We start from the raw sequence: 3,328 nt of genomic DNA on the forward strand, positions 1-3,328 counted from the left end.
TCAAAATTCAAAGAGCAATTTCAAAGGTCAAACCTTTGATTTGAATGAATTTGCAAATATATTTTATAGTGGTTCCGACGAGCCGTATCAAAAAAACAGTGTTTATAGCCGTTTTTCAGGTCGATAACTGAAGTCTCCACTAGCTAATCTTTGTGTTCCTTCAACTAATTTTAAAATTGGCTTAGATAGGACCCATGCTGTAAAGAAAGCCATTAAAAAACTGATAATTAATCCAAAAATTGCCGTTATTCCTATAGCTTTTGCTAAATCTCTCCTCATAGCAATTATATCCGTAGTATTTACTATGTTCATTGATATTCCTATTACTTCATTCTTCAAATTTTTTAGAGGTTTAACTCCTACTATATTTGTCTTATCTCCTACAACATAATTCAATATATAATCCGTTTTGTCAGTGGATAGAGCTTTCTTGATAGAATCATTTTCTATCTCAATCCCTTCCATTTTTGGTATTGCGGAAATCACCACTTTACCTTTATTTTCTCCTGTAACTTTTAAAAGAGCTATTTTTGCTCCTGTTATTTCTTCTATTTCATCTACAAATTCCTTTCCAATTTCATTATACATTATGACTATTGCTATAAGTTTCGTTCTTTCTCTGATGGGAACACATGCCTTCATCCAAAACTTCTCATTCTCTAACACTAAACTTGATATTGTTCTCCATTTCTTCCCTCTCTCAAATAAAAAATCTATTTTTGCTTCTTCAGCATATTTCATCTCAAGCATTGCATCAGCAAGTACCTTACCTTCTGGAACACATACAACAAGATTATAAAGTTTCATATCAGCTTTTAGATTTACAATGTGCTTTATTAATTCCTGAGTTTCCCCAGTAAACAGTGTTGTCCTTATTGTCTCATTAAGATATCGATCTCTCGTTAATAAAGCCCCGTAAGAGTCCATCTGCATCATTTGTTGGTTAAATGCGTTATCAACAGAATTTATAATATTTTTTACTGATTCCTGTTTATTTGCTAATATTCTCCTCGTTTCAGAAGTAATTACAGAAATAAGAATTGCTGCTATTATCACTGTTATTGAAAAAATAATTGAAATTAAAATTTTATTTCGTATACCAAAACCTTTCCACCAAAATAATTTTTTTATTCCTTCCATCTCTCCTCCTTTTTATAAAAAGATTTTAATTATCCAATTAATCAAAAAACTGCTACTTATTGCACTTATAAAAAAATAAAATACAATTATACACGTAAGTTTCTTACCAAAAAGTGAATAATATAATGGGAGGACACCAGCACAAATACCTGTAGCAGCAATTGTAAATGCTATCTGATGCCCCATTGTTAGACCCAGAGTTTGTAAAGGTTTCAATAAGATAACTTCTTGTCCTGAACATATATTTACCGGAATAGCAACAAATACAGTAGAAAATAAACCTAATAATGTATTATTGATATATCTATCAATAAATTGTGGAGGTAAAAATGTCGACAATAAACTGCCTATTACAATTCCTATTAAAACAAACTTACTCATTGTTCTGAAAAAAAAGAGCCCATAATCAATATAATTTATCTTTTTATTTATATACAAAGGATTGCAGATATTAGATTTTTGTTGATTTAAAATAAGCATTCTTTTCTCTTCGAATTCAGAAAAACTTGTAATAATCAATCCTCCAACAACTGCAATTAGAATGGCACATATTACCCTTGCAGCAAGATATTCTACACCTAATATAGAATAGGAAAGAAAAATTGTATACGGACTCAACATAGGAGTAATAAGTAAAAATGTTAATATAACATACCCTTTAATATTCTTATTTAACATAAGACTTTTAACCAAAGGGAATATACCGCATGTACATAATGGTAAAAATATTCCTGCCAGGATTGCCGTTTTTAAATTTATAGGTATTTTGTGATATATATTCATACTTAAAGAAGCAATCAATGTACCTATAGTAAATGAAGAGAATGTTATAAGAGTCTATTGAAATATAAAATGAAAAAATTCTATGCGAATTTTCCAAAACAATGAAGAGCTATCTTCTCCAAAACATCTTTTATAAAATGAGCAATAATTGCATATATTAACAAGACCAATCTTACAACAACTCCAAAGAATGAATCTTCCAAATATAATTAGTGATAATAAAATAAGGAAAAGATAAATAAATTTTGGAGTTCTTTCAGTCAATTTAAACTTTGGAAAGCACGCCAATCCTGTGATTATAAAAATCAGATATCCTATTGCTATCTTTGGAAAGATGTAATCCATTATTTATAAATTAAAAATAAATTTAATTACCTAAGATTGTTGAAAAGTTATTCTGAATGCAATAAGAATAAACTTCCAAGATTTATTAGAAGCCTTCTTTTAACCAATCCATTGACAAATTTTTCTCAATTATTTCTTTACCTTCATTGCCTATCATAAAATCTATAAATCTCTTTACTTCACCTTTTGGCTTTCCCTTTACTACAAGATTGAGAGGCCTTATGAGAGGATATTTTTTAATAATCTTTTCCTTTTCGGGTTCGATAATATTTGCAAGAACATTTTCTCTTGTTGGAAGGCAGCCATCAACTTTCAGAAATTTAACCTTTTCGGTATGAAACATCTGTGGAACAAGTGCAATTGAAGATTTATATGCTTCTACTCTTTGAACAAGAGTATCTGTGATATCCGCTTCAACAACAACCTTAGAAAGATATTCCCTATCTACATTAATACCATATTTTTTAAAAAGGGATTCCAGTATCTTTTCTTCGGATGCTCCACACTGCTGAGTGAAAATCAAAATTTTCGAATCATTTCCACCTACTTCCTTCCAGTTTCTAATATTTCCTGCCGTAATATTTAAAACATCCTCAGTACTAATTTCATTAATTTTGTTATCCTTATTAACTAAAACAGCAATACCGTCTACAGATAATGGAATTTCTACTAGACCGGCTTTCTTCTCTTTTTCAGTCAATGCTCTTGCCATAGTTCCAATATCTGATTTCCCTTCAATTACACTCTTTACACCTTCATCTAATCCTGCACAGGTATCATTCATAATTACCTCAATACCTGTCTTTTTCTCAAATTTCTCTTTAGTCATTACAATGCTTCCAAAAAAACATCTTGCAGTAACAGTAATTTTTACTTTCCCAAAAACTATAGATGGAAAAACAAGTGAGATTACCATTAAAATAAATATAATTCTTTGTTGAGTAGACATCTTTATAACCTCCTTGTGGTGACAGCCCTATCGGGCTGTCGTGCCCCTCGCAGAACCGTGCTTGCAGATTGCCCACACACGGCTCTTCAATAACACTTCCTCATAAAGCAC

General features: G+C 30.6%; 3 protein-coding genes. All 3 read right to left on the reverse strand.

The genetic code is table 11. From position 1 onward, the window contains the following. Positions 1 to 102: 102 nt before the first annotated feature. Positions 103 to 1,140, reverse strand: a complete 1,038-nt coding sequence (locus AB1349_13185) for a cache domain-containing protein (GenBank protein ID MEW6558277.1) — start codon at positions 1,138 to 1,140, stop codon at positions 103 to 105. 12 nt (positions 1,141 to 1,152) lie between these two features. After that, positions 1,153 to 1,923: a permease gene (locus tag AB1349_13190; protein ID MEW6558278.1), complete on the reverse strand. Its 771-nt coding sequence runs from the start codon at positions 1,921 to 1,923 to the stop codon at positions 1,153 to 1,155. Between the two features lie 430 nt (positions 1,924 to 2,353). Beyond that, on the reverse strand, positions 2,354 to 3,217 hold the full coding sequence (locus tag AB1349_13195; protein MEW6558279.1) for a substrate-binding domain-containing protein: 864 nt from the start codon (positions 3,215 to 3,217) through the stop codon (positions 2,354 to 2,356). Between the last annotated feature and the right edge of the window lie 111 nt (positions 3,218 to 3,328).

It is taken from the genome of Elusimicrobiota bacterium, assembly GCA_040757695.1.
GTDB lineage: Bacteria > Elusimicrobiota > UBA8919 > UBA8919 > UBA8919 > JBFLWK01.

What these genes read in the sequence shown, in the direction of transcription:
- AB1349_13185 (MEW6558277.1), bottom strand. Translation starts at nt 1,140, where the DNA reads ATGGAAGGAATAAAAAAATTATTTTGGTGGAAAGGTTTTGGTATACGA.
- AB1349_13190 (MEW6558278.1), bottom strand. Translation starts at nt 1,923, where the DNA reads ATGAATATATATCACAAAATACCTATAAATTTAAAAACGGCAATCCTG.
- AB1349_13195 (MEW6558279.1), bottom strand. Translation starts at nt 3,217, where the DNA reads ATGTCTACTCAACAAAGAATTATATTTATTTTAATGGTAATCTCACTT.